Source organism: Xanthomonas sp. SHU 166 (genome assembly GCF_000364685.1).
Lineage (GTDB): Bacteria > Pseudomonadota > Gammaproteobacteria > Xanthomonadales > Xanthomonadaceae > Xanthomonas_A > Xanthomonas_A sontii.
Window position 1 is genome coordinate 1 of sequence record NZ_AQOJ01001024.1, and the last position, 874, is coordinate 874.

Genomic DNA, 874 nt, shown 5'->3' on the forward strand with positions numbered 1-874 from the left:
GCAATTGCGTCGGCAGCTTGTCCAGGCTGGCGGCGAAGGCATCCAGTTGCGCCGCCAGGCGTGCCTGCGGCCCGTCGCCCAGCGCGTCCAGCGCGGTGCGTTCCTGCAGCAGCGCCTGGCGCAGGTTGAGGAATTGCGGATCGTCGATGCCGTCCAGCACACCGCTGGCCAGCGCGTAGGCACGCCGCGCGCCGGCCGCATCGCCGGCCAGCAGCAGCCGCTGCTGGCCCTGGTTGAGCAGCAGTTCGACCTCATCCAGGCGCAGCGCCTGCGCGCCGTGACGGTTGGAATCGGCGAGCTTGGCGACATTGGCCTCCAGCAGCGCGCTGCGCTGGCTCAGGCCGAGCATTTCGTCGCGCAGCACGCGGTTGGTGCTGGCCGCGTCCTGCAGCCGCTGCGCGGTGGCGCGCTGGTCGCGGCGCAGGCTGTCCTGGGCCTGCTGCAAGGCCTGCAGTTGCTGCTGCAGTTCCGACTGCTGGGCCAGTTCGCGCGCGCTGCGCGCCTGCCACCAGTCCCAGCCACGCCAGCCGGCGAACGCCAGCGCGGCCAGCGTGGCGAGCACCAGCAGCAACCAGATCCAGCGTGTGGAACGGCGAGGCGTGATCGGGATTTCGTCGGTCATCGGCAGCGTCCTGGGGGCCGTCGCCCGTCGCGAGCAAGGCGGCGGTCGGCGCGGCACCGCCGGAGCATGGCGTGAGCGGCACTGCGGCCGCAACCCGGGCGGCGGTCCGCGTTCAGCGAGGTGGCGAGCGCGTTACGATCGCGGCCGCTGCGGCGACCAACTGCTGCGGCATCGGTCCGGCCGCCTGGGCGACGTCGACGAACCCCAGGTCCGCGGCCAGGGTCGCCAGGCGCGCGCTGGCCGCGACCACCG

Annotated in this window: 1 protein-coding gene; it reads right to left on the reverse strand. The window is 73.5% G+C overall.

The features are described 5' to 3' along the window. A partial coding sequence (locus D180_RS22440) for a uroporphyrinogen-III C-methyltransferase (protein ID WP_017914529.1) occupies positions 1-622 on the reverse strand: 622 nt, incomplete at its 3' end. Positions 623-874 lie beyond the last annotated feature (252 nt).